The sequence below is a fragment of the Chondrinema litorale genome (assembly GCF_026250525.1).
Classification (GTDB): Bacteria; Bacteroidota; Bacteroidia; order Cytophagales; family Flammeovirgaceae; genus Chondrinema; species Chondrinema litorale.
Map to the genome: position 1 here is coordinate 986,545 of NZ_CP111043.1, position 20,957 is coordinate 1,007,501.

The 20,957-nt window shown below is 34.7% G+C and carries 13 protein-coding genes; 6 read left to right on the plus strand and 7 right to left on the minus strand.

Annotated features, from left to right (window positions below; translation table 11 throughout):
• Nucleotides 1-83 precede the first annotated feature (83 nt).
• The 3 genes from dnaA to rplU form a co-directional block, all read right to left on the minus strand.
• On the minus strand, nt 84-1,604 hold the full coding sequence (dnaA, locus tag OQ292_RS04060) for a chromosomal replication initiator protein DnaA (RefSeq protein ID WP_284684770.1): 1,521 nt from the start codon (nt 1,602-1,604) through the stop codon (nt 84-86).
• A 799-nt stretch (nt 1,605-2,403) separates the two neighbouring features.
• Nucleotides 2,404-2,673 (minus strand): 50S ribosomal protein L27, encoded by a 270-nt coding sequence (gene rpmA, locus OQ292_RS04065; protein WP_284684771.1) that lies wholly within the window; start codon nt 2,671-2,673, stop codon nt 2,404-2,406.
• A gap of 6 nt (nt 2,674-2,679) precedes the next feature.
• Nucleotides 2,680-2,991 carry a 50S ribosomal protein L21 gene (gene rplU, locus OQ292_RS04070; protein ID WP_284684772.1) on the minus strand — a complete coding sequence of 104 codons (312 nt, stop codon included), beginning with the start codon at nt 2,989-2,991 and terminating at the stop codon, nt 2,680-2,682.
• 515 nt (nt 2,992-3,506) lie between these two features.
• Here rplU and OQ292_RS04075 point away from each other — a divergent pair.
• The 4 genes from OQ292_RS04075 to OQ292_RS04090 all read left to right on the plus strand — a co-directional run bounded on the left by OQ292_RS04075 (nt 3,507) and on the right by OQ292_RS04090 (nt 8,631).
• Nucleotides 3,507-4,496 carry a ribonucleoside-diphosphate reductase small subunit gene (locus tag OQ292_RS04075; protein WP_284684773.1) on the plus strand — a complete coding sequence of 330 codons (990 nt, stop codon included), beginning with the start codon at nt 3,507-3,509 and terminating at the stop codon, nt 4,494-4,496.
• Between the two features lie 130 nt (nt 4,497-4,626).
• Complete coding sequence (locus OQ292_RS04080; protein ID WP_284684774.1) at nt 4,627-5,421, plus strand: lysophospholipid acyltransferase family protein; 795 nt, start codon at nt 4,627-4,629, stop codon at nt 5,419-5,421.
• Between the two features lie 118 nt (nt 5,422-5,539).
• Nucleotides 5,540-7,939: a ribonucleoside-diphosphate reductase subunit alpha gene (locus OQ292_RS04085; protein ID WP_284684775.1), complete on the plus strand. Its 2,400-nt coding sequence runs from the start codon at nt 5,540-5,542 to the stop codon at nt 7,937-7,939.
• 179 nt (nt 7,940-8,118) lie between these two features.
• Complete coding sequence (locus OQ292_RS04090) at nt 8,119-8,631, plus strand: response regulator (RefSeq protein ID WP_284684776.1); 513 nt, start codon at nt 8,119-8,121, stop codon at nt 8,629-8,631.
• On the opposite strand, the gene OQ292_RS04095 is transcribed toward OQ292_RS04090, so the two are convergent.
• On the minus strand, nt 8,628-9,134 hold the full coding sequence (locus OQ292_RS04095; protein WP_284684777.1) for a hypothetical protein: 507 nt from the start codon (nt 9,132-9,134) through the stop codon (nt 8,628-8,630). The genes OQ292_RS04090 and OQ292_RS04095 overlap by 4 nt on opposite strands.
• A 123-nt stretch (nt 9,135-9,257) precedes the next feature.
• Nucleotides 9,258-10,400 carry an acyl-CoA dehydrogenase gene (locus tag OQ292_RS04100; RefSeq protein ID WP_284684778.1) on the minus strand — a complete coding sequence of 381 codons (1,143 nt, stop codon included), beginning with the start codon at nt 10,398-10,400 and terminating at the stop codon, nt 9,258-9,260.
• 401 nt (nt 10,401-10,801) lie between these two features.
• Between OQ292_RS04100 and OQ292_RS04105 the strand changes: the two genes are divergently transcribed.
• Entirely contained in the window at nt 10,802-14,233 is a 3,432-nt protein-coding gene (locus OQ292_RS04105) for a TIR domain-containing protein (protein WP_284684779.1), read from the plus strand.
• Nucleotides 14,234-14,390: 157 nt separating this feature from the next.
• Nucleotides 14,391-18,485: a T9SS type A sorting domain-containing protein gene (locus OQ292_RS04110; RefSeq protein WP_284684780.1), complete on the plus strand. Its 4,095-nt coding sequence runs from the start codon at nt 14,391-14,393 to the stop codon at nt 18,483-18,485.
• Nucleotides 18,486-18,559: 74 nt separating this feature from the next.
• On the opposite strand, the gene OQ292_RS04115 is transcribed toward OQ292_RS04110, so the two are convergent.
• Both OQ292_RS04115 and OQ292_RS04120 read right to left on the minus strand, forming a co-directional pair.
• Nucleotides 18,560-19,129, minus strand: a complete 570-nt coding sequence (locus OQ292_RS04115) for a DUF4199 domain-containing protein (protein WP_284684781.1) — start codon at nt 19,127-19,129, stop codon at nt 18,560-18,562.
• 2 nt (nt 19,130-19,131) lie between these two features.
• Nucleotides 19,132-20,424, minus strand: coding sequence for a dihydroorotase (locus OQ292_RS04120; RefSeq protein WP_284684782.1), 1,293 nt, complete (start codon nt 20,422-20,424; stop codon nt 19,132-19,134).
• Between the last annotated feature and the right edge of the window lie 533 nt (nt 20,425-20,957).

A 20,957-nucleotide genomic window follows, 5' to 3' on the forward strand; every position in this document is an offset into this window, starting at 1 on the left:
AACTCAGTATATTCTTTAAGGAAATGCCGTTGTGAGTCTTGTTATACAATATTTTTTTTCAATACCTAATAATAAATTCGCCCTTATTTACCTACCTGCATCATTTCTGTTAATTCATTAATTATTTTTCTGTAGATCGCATCGTTATCATTTTTCTTAATAACTGTTTTGCTTGCATGTACTACAGTACTGTGGTCTCTACCTCCAAATCTATCACCAATCATTTTTAGCGGCATATCTGTATATTGCTGAGAAAAATACATGGCAATCTGTCTGGCACTAGCAATATCTTTTTTTCTAGTTTTTGATTTCAGTTCCTCTACAGATAGCTTAAAGTAATCGGCAACTACCTGTTGTATAAATTCAATAGTAATTTCTTTTTCTGTAGTTCTAAATATGTTCAGAAGCGTGGTTTTCGCCAACTCTAAATCAATATCTTTTCTCATAAAAGATGCATTGGCAATCAAAGAAATTAATACACCTTCTAGCTCTCTAATATTAGAATCTACATTTCTTGCTAGATAATCAATTACTTCATTAGGTACTTCTACTCCTTCGTTAGACATTTTAGTTTGCACAATGGCAACTCTTGTCTCATAATCTGGAATTTGAATATCTGCAGTTAATCCCCATTTAAACCTCGACAATAAACGCTCCTGAAGGCCCTGTAAGCTTCTTGGAGGACAATCTGAGGTCATAATAATTTGCCTACCGCTCTGGTGCAATCTATTGAATATGTGGAAGAAGTTTTCTTGAGTTTTTTCTTTTCCTGCTAAAAACTGAATATCGTCTATAATAAGAACATCTACCTTTAGATAGAAATTAGTAAAATTCTGAACATTATTGTTTTTAAGTGCTTCGATAAACTGCGTTGTAAACTGATCTGATGTTACATACAAAACCAGCTTTTCAGGGAAGTTAGCCTTAATCTCATTGCCTATAGCTTGAGTTAAGTGTGTTTTACCTAAACCAACTCCGCCATATACAACTAATGGGTTAAAAGCCGTAAAACCGGGCTTTTTAGCAATAGCCATACCTGCAGATCGAGCTAATCTGTTACAATCACCTTCGATATAATTATCGAAAGTATATACGGGATTAAGTTGGGTGTCAAACTGAGCAGGATCAGTATCAGGCAACTCAAAAGGGCTGCTAATAGGCTTTATCTTATTAGCTCCACTTGTATAATTACCAGAAGAGCTACTATTTGCATTTCCACCAGAATTTGGACTTGGCGGAAATGGATTATTTTGTGCTCCTCCACTTTGATGTGTACTGATCACTGGTTTATTTCCAGCAGGTTTACTGTTTCTTACATTAAGTGTAAATGGTTGATGGTTTGCATCTCCTTTATCTACTACTATGGAATATTCCAGCTTGCCTGAAGGTCCTAACTCAGCATCTATAGCTCTCTTAAGTATATATACATAGTGTTCCTCCAACCATTCGTAAAAGAATGGAGTAGGTACTTCTATTGTAAGTACATTATCCTGAAGTTTGACTGGTTTAATAGGAGCAAACCAAGTTTTAAAGCTTTGCTCCGGAACCTCCTCCTTAATTATCTCTAGGCAGTTTTTCCAAATCGCCTGACAATTCTTAACCATCTGATTCAACACATTTTTAAAATTTTGTAGTGAAATGAATAATCATACAAAATCTTTAAATTTTGCAATGTAAGTTCATCAACAAAAAAGACATTTAATTTTTTTGTTTTGCTTAGAAGATCGTCGGAAATCTTGTCTGATTTTATCTTTCAGGTGAATGCAAATCTGCTAAAAAAATCGATAGAATAAAAATCGATTTTGGTCCAAATTTTAATTTTTAGCAAGGTTAACTTTTTAATAACTAACTGATAACCAAAGGTTTAAATAAAGCAATACAGCTTGGCAATTAATTGATTATCAGCTACTTACCTCATCAATGAGATTTTTAACTTTTTTTTCTAAAAATTTTATGGTAGCATTTTTGCTAACTTCCACCCTCACTCACTATTAAAATATACTACTTTTAGCAATAGTTGCAACAACAACAAAATAAAATGAATGCGTTAGCTCATTTAACAGAATACATCATTTTTTTATCTCAAATAATGATGTAATTTTTTTGGTACAAGAAATTGTTATATTGTACTTTTTAACAAGCAACAGACGTAATTAAAACAGCAATTCTTTATTGTACCTGTTCACAACTATTAACTTTTAATGCTTCTCAAAATCTTTGAATAAACGCAGATTTTAATGTTTTAGAAAGTTTAAACTAAAGTATATTCAGTATAAGTGAGCGCGAGAGGTTTCCTTAAAAACAATCAGATCACTTAAAATTTCCCGAAAATAAAACCCTGCCCGTAATTTGAATTACCAGCAGGGTTTTACAAAAAGAAATTCTCTGAATACCTAATTTAAATTATTCAGCAGTTGCACCAGCAGGAATAACTGATACATAAGATCTTTTCTTAAATCCTTTCTTGAAAGCTACAGTACCATCTACTAATGAAAAGATAGTATGGTCCTTACCTATGCCAACGTTTTGGCCTAGGTGGTGTTTAGTACCTCTTTGTCTAACAATGATATTTCCGGCCTTTACAGATTGGCCACCGAATACCTTAACGCCAAGTCGTTTACTTTCCGACTCTCTTCCGTTTCGTGAGCTACCCGCTCCTTTCTTGTGTGCCATGAGATTTTAAATTTGAATATCTTCGATTAAAACTTTTGTAAATTGTTGTCTATGTCCGTTCTTTTTCTTGTAACCTTTTCTTCTCTTCTTTTTGAAAACGATTACTTTATCACCTTGAACGTGTTCTAATACTTTACCTTTTATTGTTGCACCAGCAACGCTAGGAGCTCCTACATCTATGCTATCACCATTATCTACTAACAATACATTGCCAAACTCAACATCTGCACCTTCATCATCACCTAGTCTGTGAGTATAGATAAATTTGTCTTTCTCTACTTTAAATTGTTGCCCGGCTATTTCTACTATTGCGTACATCTTTTCAAATTTTATTTTTTGAGGTTGCAAAAATATAAGAATACGTAAATAATCACAATCTTTCTGCTATATTTTCGAGCATAAATTTAAATGTTTTTTTTTAGCTTTTCTAAAAATGCCTCTAAAGCAACAATATGAAAGATTAATTGCGCTATTTTAAACTTTTTTTTGTTTCAATTAATTCATTAGAAGCATTTCCCTAACCTGCTAATAATCAAGAATAAATAGCTTTATTATGACATTTTTAAGCGTTTTTGAACGGTTATGACTGATTTTGAATTTTAAAACGCCTTTCTATATTTGTAATGCTTGCTTAGAAAGAAAAACACAAACAAACTCAACTAGAATCATTTTTTACCAGATTCATTACTATTAACCTCAAGAACAATTCTGATTTTATTTACAGGTAAACAGTAGGGCACTACATGTCTATTATATGGAATGGGTTTCTATTTTATGTAAACTTATTCAACTATGTATTTTTTTAAGGAAACTGTTAACCCGTATTTTGAGCTATGAGAGCATCAGTTACTGATGAACCACTTTTACAAGAAGTAAAAAACCGATTTGTATTATTCCCGATCAAACACAACGATATTTGGGAAATGTACAAACAGTCTGAAGCTAGTTTCTGGACTGCCGAAGAAATTGATCTTCAACAAGATTTAAGCGATTGGGAAAAATTAAATGATGGAGAACGCCATTTCATTTCTCACGTGCTTGCTTTTTTTGCTGCAAGCGATGGTATAGTAAATGAAAATCTTGTTATCAATTTTATGGCTGAGGTTCAGATACCCGAAGCTAAATGCTTTTATGGCTTCCAAGTGATGATGGAAAACATCCATTCAGAAACTTACTCCTTATTAATTGATACATATATTAAAGATTCGGCAGAAAAAGACAAGTTGTTTAATGCACTTGAAACTGTTCCATGTGTGGGTAAGAAAGGTAGCTGGGCTTTAAAGTGGATTGAAAGTGATAGTTTCGCTGAAAGACTCATTGCTTTTGCTGCAGTAGAAGGTATCTTTTTTTCAGGTAGTTTTTGCTCTATCTTTTGGTTAAAGAAAAGAGGATTAATGCCGGGTTTAAGTTTTTCTAATGAATTGATTTCTCGAGACGAAGGAATGCACTGCGATTTTGCCTGCCTACTTTACGCCAAGTATCTAAAAAACAAATTATCAGAAGAACGTATTTTAGAAATCATTACAGATGCTGTTACAATCGAACAAGAATTTGTAACCGATGCCCTTCCAGTAAAACTAATTGGCATGAATGCAGAACTCATGAACCAATACATTGAGTTTGTAGCAGACAGACTACTCGTTTCTTTGGGTTGCCAGAAGCACTATAATTCTAGCAATCCATTCGATTTTATGGAAATGATTTCACTACAAGGTAAAACCAACTTCTTTGAAAAGAGAGTTTCTGAATATCAAAAAGCTGGGGTAAATACACCAAAAGATACTAATGACGGAAAGAAGTTTTCTTTAGACGAAGATTTCTAAACAGAATAAAATAAGCTATGCTCTTAAATGCAAAAACTTTATGAACTACAGTTTATTTTTTTTATTTTAAGTACATTCAATTAGGAATAAGTGTATTTTCCTACTTGTTTTTTTTACAAAACAGACTAAGGTGAAGCTCCATAAAATTCCAAAGATTAAGAAAGGTAATCTAAAAGTTAAAATCATTAAGAAAGACCCTTTTGGTAATATTCTCATCTTTAAAAGAATATTAATTGGGGTACTGGCAACATTCACATATGGCCGAATAAATATTGTAAATAAACTAAAGGTAGAAGGCACAGAATATCTGAGCGATTTACCCAGCAAAAATGTATTATTTATATCCAATCATCAGACTTACTATGCAGATGTAATTGCACTCTATCATATTTTTTGTAGTGTAAAGTGGAAGTTTAGAAATACCATAGGCATTCCTCTTTATATGCTTATCCCGAGAGTAAATACTTACTATGTAGCAGCAGAAGAAACCATGAAAGAGAGTGGGTTAATACCAAAGATATTCTCTTACGCTGGAGCAGTTACAGTTAGAAGATCATGGAGAGCCAAAGGTCAAAATGTAAGTAGAGGTGCTGATAGAAGTGCACCCGAAAAAATTAAAAAAGCATTAGATCATGGCTGGGTTGTAAACTTTCCACAGGGTACTACAAGTCCATATGCTCCAATAAGAAAAGGAACTGCCAACATTATAAAACACTACAACCCGATTGTAGTGCCTATCGTGATTGACGGTTTCAGAAGAGCATTCGACAAAAAAGGATTATTCTTTAAAAAACGAGGTTCAACACTGCAAGTAAAATTTAAAAAGCCACTTCAGTTTTCAGAAGATGCAACTATTGAAGAAATAACGAGCGCTATAGCAGAGTCTATAGAACAATCTAAAGAAAAGAAATCAAGGGCTACATAACGATTCCATTTTTCATGAATTTTTAATGATTAACAGCTTTAACTCATACTAACATTGAGGCTGAACAGGCCAGATATTTTTAATTTCAAATTCATCATCCTTTTAACGGTTAGCAGAAATGTATGTAATTAAAAGAGACGGACGCAGAGAAAGCGTAAAATTTGACAAGATTACCGCCAGAATTGAAAAGCTATGTTACAGCCTAGACCAACGGTATATCAGTCCTATAGAAATAGCAAAAAAGGTAATTAATGGGTTGTATGATGGGGTAACTACTATAGAGTTAGACAACCTTGCTGCAGAAACCGCTGCAACTTTGGCTACTACCCATCCAGACTATGCACAACTGGCTGCTAGAATTGCAATTTCTAATTTACATAAAGTTACCAGTAAGTCTTTTTCAAACACCATGAAAAGACTTTACACCTATATAGATCCAGCAAATGGAGAAAATGCCCCTATGATCTCCAAAGAAGCTTATGAAGTAATTAGGAAAAATGCGGCAAAACTCGATGAGTCAATCATATACAATCGAGACTATAATTTTGATTATTTCGGGTTTAAAACCTTAGAGCGATCTTATTTGCTTAAAGTAAATGGCAAAGTTGTAGAACGCCCTCAACATATGCTCATGCGTGTAGCTGTTGGCATTCATATGGATGATATTGAAGCTGCCATTGAGACTTACAACTTAATGTCTGAAAAATGGTTTATCCATGCCACTCCTACCCTATTTAATGCAGCTACACCAAAACCTCAACTTTCTTCATGTTTTCTGCTAACCATGAAAGACGACAGTATTGGTGGAATCTATGATACATTAAAGCAATGTGCATTAATATCACAATCTGCCGGAGGCATAGGTCTAAGCATTCATAATGTAAGAGCAACTGGTTCATATATAAAAGGAACCAATGGCAATTCTAATGGGATAATTCCAATGCTCAGGGTTTTTAATGATACTGCTCGCTATGTAGATCAAGGAGGAGGAAAACGCAAAGGTGCATTTGCTATTTATTTAGAACCTTGGCATTCAGATATTTTCGAATTTCTCGATTTAAAGAAAAACCATGGCAAAGAAGAACTAAGAGCGCGTGACTTGTTCTACGCTTTATGGACTCCAGACCTTTTTATGAAGAGAGTAGAACAAAACGAAGACTGGTCTTTATTTGATCCGAATGAAGCCCCAGGCTTGTATGACTCTTTTGGCGATGAGTTTGAAAAACTATATGCAAAATACGAGAGAGAAGGTAGAGCAAGAAAGGTGGTGAAAGCACAAGATCTATGGTTTGCCATACTAGAAGCACAAACAGAAACAGGTACACCATACATGTTGTATAAGGATGCAGCTAACAAGAAATCTAATCAGAAAAACCTAGGCACCATCAAATCTAGTAATCTTTGTACTGAGATTATGGAGTTTACTTCTAAAGACGAAGTAGCTGTTTGTAACCTCGCCTCTTTGTCTCTACCTAGATTCGTGATTGATGATCAGTTCGACCATCAAAAGCTTTTTGAGGTAACTTATGTAGTTACTAAAAACCTGAATAAGATAATCGACAGAAACTTCTACCCTGTACCTGAAGCAGAAAATTCAAATAAGAAACACAGACCTATAGGTTTGGGTGTACAAGGTTTGGCTGATGCATTTTTAATGCTGAAATTACCTTTCGATTCCATTGAAGCCAAACAGTTAAATAAAGATATATTCGAAACCATGTATTTTGCTGCCATGACGGCTTCAAAAGACCTTGCCATTAAAGATGGAGCTTATACATCAATCGCAGGTTCACCGGTTTCAAAAGGAATATTCCAGTTTGATATGTGGGGTGTAAATCCTTCTTACAGATGGGATTGGACATCGCTTAAACAAGAAGTAAAAAAACATGGTGTTCGTAACTCTTTGCTATTAGCACCAATGCCAACCGCTTCTACATCTCAGATACTTGGCAATAATGAGTGTTTCGAACCATACACTTCAAATATATACACAAGAAGAGTGCTTTCTGGTGAATTTATTATTGTAAACAAACACCTACTTCGCGATTTAGTAGAGCAAGGCTATTGGAACGATGAAATGAAAAATGCACTCATCGCTGCTAATGGATCTGTGCAAGAACTAGATGTACCTCAAAGTATTAAAGACCTGTATAAAACTACTTGGGAAATTAGCCAAAAGAACATTATAGATATGGCTGCGGATAGAGGTGCTTTTATTTGCCAGAGTCAGAGTTTAAATATCTTTATGCAAGACACCAGCTTCGGAAAACTCACATCCATGCATTTTTATGCTTGGAAAAAAGGGTTAAAAACAGGTATGTATTACCTTAGAACTAAAGCTGCTAGAGATGCTATTAAGTTTACTGTTGATACTGAAAAATTGAAAAAGCCCGACACTGCTGAAACCGAACCAGTGAACACCAAAGTTTTAACTACTGAACAACAGCAGATTGAAGCAATAAAACAAGGTAATGCCTGTTCATTGGACGATCCTGATTGCATTTCTTGCCAGGGCTAATTTATTGATATAACAATAATTAATTATAGAAGAGAGGTTGCTATAGTGCAATCTCTCTTTATTTGTATTTTGCCAAAGCAAATTGGCCATTTTATCAAAAAATATTGCATTATAGTAATATTTATATTTACATTCGTTTACATTTTCAGTAAAGAAATATAGCTTTTAACACAACTTCGATGGAAGAGAAAAAATACAATGTGCTTTATGTTGATGACGAAGAAAGCAATCTGAGAATTTTTAAAACAGCATTCCGAAGACACTACAATGTGTTTATAGCGGTAACTGTCGAAGAAGGTATTGATATTCTTACTGAAAACGAGATTCATCTGATTGTAACAGACCAACGCATGCCTAAGATGAGTGGCGTGGAGTTTCTTACCAAAATATTACCTGACTATCCTGATGCTGTGAGAATGATACTTACTGGCTTTAGCGATGTACAAGCAATTATTGCAGCTATCAACTCAGGTAGAGTTTACAGGTATATAACCAAACCATGGGATAAAGACGATTTAAAAAGTATCTTGGACGAGGCTTTAACTAACTTTGAAAAAGAAAGAGTTAAAAAAGAAACTATTGCTGTTTTAGAACAAGAGAAATCTCATCTAGAAAATGAAATTGGCAGGTTAAAATCTGAGATTGTGATTAAAGATAAGATCATTATAGACTTGGAGACCAAACTCGTCTAGGCTGATGAAATATTAGAAACGTCCATTTTCTTTAAGTCACCAAAATTATCTGGCAATTCAATTTCCGGAAAAGAGGCTTTTATTGCCCTTTTAATGATTAAAAGATGATTAATTGCATGTTCTAAATTAAATCTCAACTCTCTCTTAACACTTGAAGGCACAAAATCTCTTTTAAATCCAAAAACCGGATGCGTCATACACATGGTAATAGCAAAATCAGAAGTAATTTCTTTTATCCCTTCTTTTATTAGGTGAACTTTCTCAATAGCTCTCTCCCGATCTTTGCCAATACTTTTATCGTGTTTTTTAGAATAGTAATCTACTGTGCCAGTATAATAGCAGTTTACAAAAACATCATAAAACTCAATCACGTGCTGAATGTGCCTACCAATATAGTTTCCAGTTAAACTCTCTGTAACTTTAACATATTGATCATTATTAATCAAATTTAATAGATCTGTTATTTGCTCCAAGATATACAAAGATTCATCTTTTACGTGCATTCCTTTCATTCTACTAAATCCGGATTACAAATAGAGTTTAAGTAAATTTATCTAAGATTAAATTTAAAAAAAAACTGTCACAAAATGAGTAACAGGTTCTAAGATTTTATTTATAATTATTAATTATTCCTTAAGCAAAGCTCTGGAAATCACTATTTTCTGTATTTCTGAGGTACCCTCATAAATTTGGGTAATCTTAGCATCTCTCATCAGTCTCTCAACATGGTATTCTTTAACAAAACCATATCCACCATGAATCTGTACAGCCTCAATAGTTGTATACATTGCTGTTTCAGATGCATAAAGTTTTGCCATGGCACTTTGTAAAGAGAAATCCTTCTTTTTATCTTTTAGCTGAGCTGCTTGTAAACATAGTAGCCTAGAAGCCTCAATCTTTGTTGCCATTTCAGCCAATTTAAATGCAATTCCTTGATGCTGGCTTATTTCTTTACCAAATGCCTTTCGCTCTTTAGAGTAATTAATTGCAAGTTCATAAGCTCCAGAAGCAATACCCAAAGCTTGCGAGGCGATACCAATTCTTCCTCCATTTAGCGTTTTCATGGCTATTGTAAATCCTTCTCCTTCTGTACCAAGTCTATTTTCTTTTGGAACAATTACATCTGTAAAACCTAAAGAATGTGTATCAGAACCTCTTATCCCCAGTTTATCTTCTTTCTTGCCAACTACAAATCCGTCTTGGTCTTTCTCAACTATTAAACAGTTAATCCCTTTGTGTTTCTTCTCTCTGTCTGTTTGCGCAAAAACCAAATAAACAGAAGCTGTAGAACCATTGGTTATCCAGTTTTTATTTCCATTTAAAAGATAATGGTCGCCTTTATCTTCAGCAGTAGTTCTTTGCGATGTAGCATCGCTTCCGGCTTCTGGCTCCGAAAGGCAAAATGCTCCCCAAATCTCTCCACTTGCTAATTTGGTCAGATATTTTTGTTTCTGCGCTTCAGTGCCATATTTCTCAATACCCCAACAAACCAGAGAATTATTAACCGACATACAAACTGAGGCAGATGCATCAATCTTAGAGATTTCTTCCATCGCCAGTACATATGAAACCGTATCCATTCCTCCTCCGCCATATTTAGGGTCTACCATCATTCCTAAGAAACCTAACTCTCCCATCATTTTCACTTGTTCCATAGGAAATCGCTGCTCGTTGTCTCTCTCGATTACTCCTGGTAATAACTCTTTTTGTGCGAACTCTCTAGCAGCATCTCTTACCGCTAGTTGTTCTTCGGTAAATTCAAAATTCATATTTATGTGTTGGTTAGAAACTTTTAAATTAAGTTATCTTATGTAGCAATAACATTAATATTATGCATGCATAACAAATCTAATCATTTTTTTCTGTTTTATTATTTTAAGAACCTAAATTTTTCAGACTTCAAATCTTATAAAAGTTTTCAAATTTAAGCTCAAATTTTATTAGATTTTGATAGTATTTTTTAATGCTGTTTAGCATATTGCCTTATTATATGCAAACAGTCTAAATCAATTAAAAAGAAGTTAAATATCTGTGTATCAACAAATAATTTTATTTTAAATAGCATTATATTCAGATATTAGATAGCCTATAAATCCGTTTTTATAAATATTTTTTTTACCTAACCGATACTAGGGCATTAATATAGTGCCTTTAAAACTTTTTGAGATAGATGCCCGATAGGTCTTTCAAGATAAATGATGTATTTATTTCCTATTCCAGACAAAACCTTGATTTCGCTAAAAAGCTTTATCATCACCTAATGGAAGAAGACCTTGAGGTATGGTTTGATCAGGAAAACATACCACTGGCAGTTGACTTTCTCCACGAAATTGAAAGCGGAATTAACCTATCTCATAACTTTATCTTTATAATCTCACCAGAATCAATTCTATCAGAATACTGCTTAATTGAAATAAAACATGCACTTAAGCAGGGAAAAAGAATTATTCCGGTTTTGTTTGAAGAGCCAGATACCTTTACCCTCACAAAGGCGCATCCTGAAATTAAAAAACTCAACTGGATTTTCTTTAGAGAAGGCCTAGACAATTTTCACAACTCATTATTGGGGCTGCTAGATACGCTCGATCAGCATGCTGAATATGTGAGTATGCATACACATCTACTTAATAAAGCTTTGTTTTGGAGCAGAAATCAAAAAAGGTCCGAATCTCTTTTGATGGAAGAAGATCGCATTGAGGCAGAAGCTTGGCTAAAAACTACTTTCGACAATGATATCCCCCCTTGTGATGCTGTAGCACTGCAATCTGAATTTATATGTGAGAGTGAGAAATATGCCAAACTCGGCATGACGGAAGTATTCATCTGTAATGAACCTGCAGATTATGATATTGCTGTGCTAATCGGTAATGAGCTGATGAAAAACAGCTTTACTATTTGGATAAGAAATGAAGACCTTGTTGAGGATAATGATAAAATTAGAAAAGTAATAAAAAATGCAATTGAACAAGCAGATAACTTTCTATATCTTATTTCTCCTGAATCTCTTATCTCAGACAGGTGTAATTTTGAATTAAACTATGCAAAAACGCTTAACAAAAGAATAATACCTTTAATTGTTAAAAGAGCAGACACACAAATACTTACTCAAAACTTTCAGTTTCTTTCTTATATTGATTTTAGTGAGCCAATCAAAGTTAAATTTTACACAGATGTGTTTAAAAAAGCTTTTAACCAACTTCTAATAGAGCTTTACAAAAATCAACATTATTACGAACAGCATAAATACTTACTAGTTCAGGCTTTACACTGGAAAAGGCAAAACGAAAATATCGCTATCTTAATTAAAGGGTATCAATATCAAAATGCCCGCTCTTGGTGTCTCGAAGGGCAAACAAATCTAAAACATCCTCCTATAGAACTACACAAAGAATTTCTCGATACTTGTGAGAGTAGTTCTGCCCATCTTCAAAGTGAAATTTACATATCGTATGCGCGTAACGATAGCGATTTTGCACGTAGGTTAAACAACGATTTACAAATAAATGGTAGAGTAACATGGATGGAGCAAAACTATATTCCTAATGGAGTTGACTATCAGGAGGAAACCTTTAAAGCCATTGAATCATCAGACAATTATTTGCTCATAGCTTCTCCTTTTGCCATTCAGTCACCTTATTGCCGCGACGAGCTAGAGTATGCCCATGCACTCGGTAAAAGAATAATAATAGTGAAATATAGAGATTGTGATCTTAATCTTATTGTAGATCATGATGTGCAATATACCGAAGTAAACTTTGAGTTTTTAAGCAATCGCTATGCAGAATGTTTTAGCAATTTGCTTCGAGAACTAGATGTCGATAGAGACTACATCCGTCATCATAACCAACTTTCGCAAAAAGCGCTAGAATGGGAACAGAAAGATTTTGATACTGACTTTTTACTAAGAGGCACAGAACTAATAGCTGCTTTAGATTGGTATAAAGATGCACTCGAAAAAGAAAAGGCTCCGGCTCCTTCTCCACTGCAAATAAAACTCATAAACAAAAGTGAAGAACAGGCTGATCTTTCCAGAAAAAAATACAAACAAAGAATTAACAGGTTAAGAGTTTTAGTTGTCGTAATGGCTATCTCGCTTATTTCAGCAGGATACTTTGCCTACAAACTAGAAATTGCCAGAGTAGCCTCAGAAGAGAATGAGAAACTTGCTTATGAGCTAAGAGAAGAAGCGATTAAAAGACAAGAAACTCTCGAACTCCAAAAAAAGCGGCTAGACTCTTTACAAGTTCTGCAAGATAAACTGAACTCTGAGTTTAGAAAGCCCGCCTTCCAACGAAATGAAACATTAATTAGAGAACTGCTAAACATTAAAGATTCACTAGCCGAAAGAATTAACCAGCAAGACGAAGTAGATATACAAACCCAAATGGCAGAAAAAGAAGAAGAACAAAAGCTTTTTGAGTTTCACGATGGGCTGGCAGTTTATGAGCTAAAAGGCAAGTATGGCTTTATAGATGAGGAAGAAAACATAAAAATTGAACCGATATACGATGGTGCCGGAAGGTTTAGCGATGGCCTCGCCAAAGTAAGAAAAAATGGAAAGTGGGGTTACATCAATACAAGTGGAGAACTTATTATAGATTTTCAGTTTGATTTAGCCGATAATTTTGAAAATGATACTGCCAGGGTTCGGCAATTTAATGTGTCTTACCAGATTGATAGATTTAATACTTGCCTCAATAATTGCGAAGAGTTTAAAGAGAAACAACTCATCGGAAATGCAGCAAAAAAATATGAAGCTACTGGAAATATACTTTCCGAGGGTTTACTGAGAGTCCAAAAAAATGGGAAGTGGGGTTTTATAGATTCACAAGGCAACATTACCATTAACTTTAAATATGATGCAGCCGAAAATTTCAAAAATGGCAATGCCAATGTTGTTTATAATAACCAAGCTCAAGTAATTAATTTACAAGGCATTTGTATTGAAAACTGTGTTACAGAACTTCTTGATTTCTCCAAAATTGATGCGAGCAAAAATATAAGAGCTTTCAACATATCTAAATATGAAATTACTAATACGCAGTTTAAAGAATTTTTAAATACTATTAAAAAAGATAATGCCGAAGCTTCTGAATGGATAAATCTATCTCCGGGTGGTAGTAAAAATGCAAGTCAGGGAATTCTATGGAATGGCAATGCGTTTGAGGTTAAGTTTGGTTACGATAAAAAACCAGTCTGCTTTGTTAGCTATTATGGCGCAGAAGCATTTTGTAAATGGGCTGGTGGACGATTACCAAATGTGAAAGAGTGGGAATTAGCAACCAGTGGCAAAAGCGATAGTACTTTTTATACTTATGGTGGCACAAATAATCTGCAAGAAATTGTATGGTTACAAGGCTTAGATAACAAACTGTGCGATGTGGATGATTCTAGATTTCCAGCTAATACAACAGGACTAAAACACACATCAGGTAATGTTTGGGAATGGTGTACTTTGCCTAATAATACAAATAGTGCTGTATTGAAAGGTGGAAGTTTAACTTCTGGACCTAACCAGTTTAAACCTGCATATAACAACAAAAAAGATAAAATTGCATACGATGGCTACTTTGGATTTAGAATGGTAAAAATAGAAAAATAGCATTTTGGCAATTATTTATTTAATACAGAAGCATTCTCAACTTGATTTAGAGTAATTTTAGAGCATATCATCTACATACAAACTAGCATTATTTCATTATTAATTCGATCTGATTTTTTTAGGTTATCAACCGCAATTAGTTAAATTATACATAAATATGAGATTAAAAACTACCAGTTTGTTGCTGGCGGCATGCCTTCTTTTTTGTGGGTACTTTATGTTTCAGACAAAATATGCTAACAGGCAAGATCTTTCCAACTACAACACTCAAAAGAAAACTAAAAGCAAACCCAAAAAGAAATCCATCATTGTTGGAGAGTTTAGGTACGATGGTCCTGAAAAATATGCCTACATTCATCAGGCAATTCGTACAGGTAGAATTGACCCAGAAAATGTAGATATGTCTACTTTCTATAAATCAGGCTACCAGAAAAAAGAATTTGAGTTAGCTAAAGAAAATAGAGAAATAGCAAGAACCAATCGCCGAATAAAAGCCTACTCTTTTATAGAAAGAGGTCCAGTAAACGTGCCTGGTCGTACTCGTGGAATTATTGTTGATCCTGAAGATAACACGGGTAATACTTGGTTTGCAGGCTCTGTTGGAGGTGGTATCTGGAAAACAGAAAATGCAGGCGAACTCTGGACAGAACTTACCACATCACTACCCAACATCGCATTTACTACATTGGCTATGCCAACTAGTAATCCAGATGTAATTTATGCCGGTACAGGAGAAGGGAGTTTTACAGGTTTAGGTAGCATAAATGGTACAGGTATTTACAAGTCTACAGATAAAGGAGAAAATTGGGAGCTGTTAAGTAGCACAAATACAGATAACTTTACAAACGTCTCAAGAATTATTGTAAACCCAGATAATCCAGACGAGTTACTTGCCTGTACTACTAATTATTCATTTAGAAACTCTACTACTAGAAATTCTTATATCTATAAATCTACAAACGGAGGGACATCATGGGAATTAAAGTATACATCAAGGACTGGTTCCGATGTACAGCAACTTGTTGCCACACCAGATAATTTTTCGGTAATGTACGCAGCAATTAATAATGTAGGTGTTTTTAAATCTACAGATGCTGGAGAAACTTGGGAAAATGCTTCTTTAGGATTAATCACCAACGACCTAAACAGCTCAGATGGACTATTAGGCAGCAGCACTTTTGGGAGATTAGAATTGGCTGTAGCCAAAAATAATACTGATATCATCTATGCATCAGTAGAAGGCTCAGCTAGTGGCAATGACTCAGACTTATATGTGTCATTTGATGCAGCAGAATCTTGGAGTCTTGTAGAAGAAGAAAATAACAATACAAATCCGGATTGGCTACAATCTCAGGGATGGTATGACAACACAATTACAGTGCATCCATATAATGATAGCATTGTATATGCTGCTGGAATTAGCACTTGGAAAATGACAATTGGAGAGCCAGTTGACACTACAGAAACTACTATTGTAGAATACAGCTTTAACAATATTGAAAGCTTTGCAGATGTAGTTAATATTTTTTCTGATGAGGGTGTTCAATTACAAACTACAGATTATGTAGATATCGAAATCCGTTTTGGGGATGGAGTAAGCCAACTTGCACACAGATTTACCGTACCTGCTGGCTCTACCTCTGGTGTCTCAAATGAAGATTATACCTATCAAGATTATATAGAAGTTCCTTTTGAAGTCTGGGATGTAACTAATAACAGACAACTTATGGCATCTTTCAGAGATAATGATGGCAATGGTTCATTTAACCTTATTTCTGATTATAATACAAGTAGAGAATACATCTATGTAAATGTGAGTGATTACGCAACTAGTCCAGATGTAAATATCGCTCAAGATGGTGGGCACATTTACAAAAGCTTATATTTGGTATGGCTATACTCTCCAAATAATAATTTTGATGCACAAAACCTGCCAACCTCTTCGATTGACCTTGACATCATCCAACTTCCTGTAATTACTTATAGTAGAAGTTCTCAAGTCATCAATGATCCATATTCTCAAGTAGGAGGGCTCAATAGCGATGTTCACCCAGACCATCATAATTTAGTTACTATTAAAGGTAATGGTGAAAGCTTTAGAATTTTAAATGCCAACGATGGAGGTGTTTACATTACAGATTCTTCTACTGATCCCGGTGTTTTTGAAGGTGCTTGGAATGCTGTAGGCAATACTTATAATACCGCTCAGTTTTATGGTGCTGATAAGAAAAAAGGAAGTGATGAATATGTAGGAGGTACACAAGACAATGGAACTTGGCTTTCTCAAGGAGAAGCAGAAGATGCTGAATCAGAATATAGAATGATAATCTCAGGAGATGGTTTTGAGGTTGTTTGGCATTATCAAGATACTAACAAGATAATCGGGGGAGCTCAATACAATACATTTGTAAGAACATTAGATGGAGGTAATAGATTTGAAACCGCAGTAAGCGGCTTAGAAGATGATGGACCTTTTGTTTCTAGACTAGCCAATTCTAAAAGCGATCCGGATGTTTTGTATGCAGTTGGAAGCTCAGGAGTTTATAAATCTACAAATTTTGGTGAATCTTGGGACTCCAAGCCAATTAGTACTCGTTGGGGCTTTTGGAGTGGAACTGATGTAGAAATTTCTTTGGCTAACCCACAAATAGTTTGGGCAGGCAGTGGAATGACGGATGTGCGATCCATTCAACTTTCAACAGATGGCGGCGAAAGCTTCGATGTTACTAATAATTACCCAGAAGAAATTGGTCTTGCTACAGGCATTTACTCTCATCCATTTCGAGATTCAACTGCTTATGTATTATTCTCAATCAGTGAAAGGCCTAAAATTCTCCGAACAACAGACTTAGGTAACTCATGGGAAGACATAAGTGGATATGGTGATGAAAGTCCAAGTTCAGGTTTTCCGAATGTGGCAGTTTACAGCCTTTTGGTAATGCCACACGATACCATGACAATTTGGGCAGGTACTGAAATAGGCATAGTTGAATCTACAGATAATGGACAAAACTGGCAATTACTTGATAGTAATTTACCATCAGTCTCTGTTTGGGATATGAAAATTGTAGATGATCAAGTAGTGATTGCTACCCATGGTAGAGGTATTTGGACAGTCACAATTCCAGAACTGGTAGATTACTCTCCGGCAGATGTTATACTCACCCCACTACTCTATGGTTTAAGTCCGGGTGTAGGAATAAATAGCCTAAACCTAGATATTGACATTCGCTCAGATTATGACTCTGTACAAATAGTGGGAAATAATGAAGTTTTGTATACTCTTTACAACCCAGTGGCTATTGGTAGAGCACTTTATGTACTAAGTCCAATAGATGAGGGAATACTCTCTGTAACGATTGTTGGCTTTAAAGACGGGCAAGAATACATATCTGGCATTCAAGAGATAAACATCTCTGCTTTGATAGTACCCGTTACAAGTTATAGCACAGATTTTAATCAAGCAAATGGTGATTTTAAAGTAGATGGTTTTCTAATTGGAACAGATAATGGCTTTGATAATGGCACCTTACATACGGAACATCCTTACCCAGTGGCTAATGACGAAGGCAAAAATGAGCTTAATTTCACAGCAACTCTAACCACTCCTATTATCGTAGCTGAATCGAATGCGACCATCAATTACAAAGATGTAGCAATCGTTGAACAGGGAGAAAGCGGAACAATCTATGGAGATAGTGAATTCTGGGATTATGTAATTGTAGAAGGTTCTAGAGATGGAATTTCTTGGGTTGCATTAGCTCCAGGTTATGATGCTGGGTCTAACAATGCTTGGCAAACTGCTTATAATGCCGAAAACGATGGAGAGCAATCACTTTTTGTAGATCAAGAGATTGACATTTTAGAAACATTCAATGCTGGTGATACCATTATGGTTCGCTTCAGACTTTACTCAGACCCATTTGAATCTGGCTGGGGTTGGGCAATTGATGATCTTGAGATTCAAATTGGTGGAGTTACTGCCAAAAAATCAGGCTTAGAACAACAAATGAAGCTTTACCCTAACCCATCTAGAGGTGCAATTACTGTAACTTTAGAAAATGCTTTACAAGGAAAGATTGAAGCTAAAGTAATGGATGTAATTGGTGAAGAAATTCTTACTAAAGAAATCAACAATACATCTGGCAGCACGAGTTTTAAGTTTGATTTGAATAACTATCCGAAAGGAGTTTACATTATTCAAGTATCAGATGGTAAAGATAAAATAGCCAAAAAATTAATACTTCAATAAAATAGCATCAAACAAAAAAAGTCCTTCTACAATATTACAGAAGGACTTTTTCTATTTCTTTATTATTGTGATATTTATTTTGCTTTAAATAAAATAGCTGTTAAAAAAGTAAGAAACATACCTATTAAAAGAAGCCCAATTCCCTGATCTAATGCTAAACCACCTGCGGTTAACTCAGCATTTTTTATATCATTAAAAACCTGCTCAACTTCTTTTTTTTGCTCTTGTAAATTTTGATAAGCTTCTTCATCATTTAATTCTTTAGAAACTTTCATTTGCTCTTCAATAAAAGTGACATTACTTTTTCCGAGCTCTACTAAAGCATTTTGATGTCTTGAGATTACCTCTGTACCCGGTATAAGCATCCAAATAAATAACAGCAAGCCATAAAGCAATGCCGCTGTGCTATTTAAAATTAAACCTATTCCTATAGCTCTTCCCATACTTAGCCTTCCACCATTTTGCTTAAACCTAAAATACCACAATGTGCCACCAAAAAACACAGCATAAAGGCCAAGGTAAATGTATTTATATCTACCAAATGGATTTGTTCCAATTACATACAAAAAGACTAAATACAAAAAACAAAAAACACCAGCAGCTAGCCCTCCTATCAGTGCTGTTTTCACAAAAGGATTTTTCATTATTAATTCTGGTATTTTTCTTTAAGTAATTCAGAAAACTGTACAGTGCCTTTATTAATTACACCTAAAGCTTTTCCTTTTAATGTTTTGCCTGTAAATGGAGTATTTTTAGAAATTGAAGCAATCTCATTTATAGAAAAATTCCATTCTATAGAATCGTGGAAAATTGTAAGTACTGCATCTTCTCCAACAGTTATATCTTTTACATCAAGGTTTAAAAGATTACGGGGAGTTACACTTAATTTCTCAACTACTTTGGCAGTATCTAACTTACCATTATGGTAAGTATTTGCGGCTGCAAATGCAGTTTCTAGGGAAATCATACCAAAATCTGCCAAGTCAAACTCTAAGTGTTTACTTTCAGTATCTTGAGGTATATGATTCGATACAAACGCATCAATAGTACCATCTGCCAAACCTTCTAGAATAGCTTCATTATCTGAGGCAATTCTAAATGGTGGATTTACTTTTAGGTTTGTATCAAAGCTGAATAATGCTTCATCAGTAAAAGCATATTGGTATGCAGCAACATCACATGTTACTTGTAGGCCTTTTGCTTTGGCTTCTCTTATCAACGCTACAGAGGCTGCAGTTGAAATTGTAGAGAAATGGATTTTACCTCCATAATACTCCAACATTTTTAATGCTTTGGACACTGCTACTTCTTCAGCGATTGTCGGAATACCTTTCATTCCTAACATTGTGCTTGACACTCCTTCATTCATTTGACCACCTTCAAGTAAATCACTTTCTTCAGGGTAAAGCATCAACATACTATTTAATGGTTGCAGATACCTCAACGCTCTGCCAAATACCGCATCAACATGTACATGAGTTAATCCATCAGAAAAAGCTTTCGCACCAGCCTCACACAAATCAATCATTTCGCTTAACTCTTTCCCCTCTGTCTTTTTGGTCATGGCAGCGATTGGATGCAGATTTACAGGAGTAAAAGCACTTTTCTGTTTTATATAAAGCACTCCCTGTGCAGAATCTACTACTGGATAAGTATTCGGTAAAACTGCCACATCAGTAAAACCGCCATTTGCTGCAGCTTTACATAGAGTTTGAATATCTTCTTTATATTCAAAACCCGGCTCATTTAATGCCGCTCTCATATCTGTCCAACCTACTGAAACTGAGAGCTCTGAGCCATTAATTACAGTATCTGCACTAGTAATATCTGACTCTGTAATGTCGGTAACTTTACCATTGTTTACCAGCAAATTAACACGCCTGTTATGCAAAGAATGTGTTGGCGCATATAGTTTTATGTTTTGCAATAAAATATTCATCTACAGCACTAAATGGTGAGAATTTTCAGACTTGGGCAAAACTAATAAAAAAGGTGGCGAATTAAGAATTGAAAATGAATATAAAAAAATAACCCCTGCATTAGCAGGGGCATTTCCTGAAGTTGTGTTTGTTTGTTTAGTTCATCTGCCATTTCTGGCATTCAAGTGGAAAGGAATTCTTTGAGTTTCTCCAATGTAACTCTCTCTCCATACGCTTAGTGTTAAGATTATTCTTTAGTTAAGTACTTTGAGAATTGCAAATTCGGTACCCTATAGCACCCATAAAGTATATAAAAAGAAAGAATACAGTCTTAGGTAAGAAAATGTACATTTGATACATTTTTTTATTTTTTCAGTTAAATTTATTAACAGAAATTGATCTAAAATGCAGGAAACAACGGGTGAAAATTATTTAGTGATAATGAAAATTAAGTATTTGATGCATCTGACTTTTAAGCAAAACCTTAATCCAATAGAAACAGCTATTTAAATAGCTGTTTATTACATTTGGCTAATTTTAACTTTTGCAAACA